General features: G+C 49.0%; 2 tRNA genes. Both read left to right on the top strand.

Annotation, left to right across the window (positions count from 1 at the left end):
- The first annotated feature begins 176 nt into the window (after window positions 1-176).
- A tRNA-Asp gene (locus tag PL597_RS25995) sits at window positions 177-253 on the top strand.
- Window positions 254-306: 53 nt separating this feature from the next.
- Window positions 307-382: transfer RNA gene (locus tag PL597_RS25990), tRNA-Trp, on the top strand.
- Window positions 383-627: the final 245 nt, after the last annotated feature.

Genomic DNA, 627 nt, shown 5'->3' with positions numbered 1-627 from the left:
GAGAAAACGGCAAACGGGAATCTTGCTAGTCTCGGTGGCTCGGAGATGATTATAATAGACAGCAGTAGCGCCGATGGTAGTGTGGGGTCTCCCCATGTGAGAGTAGGGAACTGCCAGGCATCAAATTGCAGTAAGCCGGGGTGACAACCGGTGGTAATAAAGCGAAGAAATTCGGTGGAGCGGTAGTTCAGTCGGTTAGAATACCTGCCTGTCACGCAGGGGGTCGCGGGTTCGAGTCCCGTCCGTTCCGCCACTTATTTAACATTAAGCCTGCTCAAATAGCAGGCTTAGTGGTAAGAAAATTTTAGGGGCGTAGTTCAATTGGTAGAGCACCGGTCTCCAAAACCGGGTGTTGGGAGTTCGAGTCTCTCCGCCCCTGCCATTTATAAGAATCCTTTGCTCAGGCAAAGGATTTTTTTTATCTCTAATCTCCATTGGCAATATCCTCTACGAAAATACCTTGCTGATCTCCGTCCATGGAGAGTAGCGTTTATTCCAGAATAGGGTTTTTGAGGATCTCATGGATCTGCGCCTGCTTATCGCTATTTTGTAACCAGATCGCATAGAGTGGACGGTGTAACGTAGCGCTGTCCATGACCGTATGTAACCCATGCTTTTCTTTCGCCC

The organism is Agrobacterium sp. ST15.13.013 (assembly GCF_027956525.1).
Taxonomy (GTDB): Bacteria; Pseudomonadota; Alphaproteobacteria; order Rhizobiales; family Rhizobiaceae; genus Agrobacterium; species Agrobacterium salinitolerans.
The sequence above is the reverse complement of the archived record's forward strand: the minus strand, read 5'-3'. Positions and strand labels throughout refer to the sequence as shown.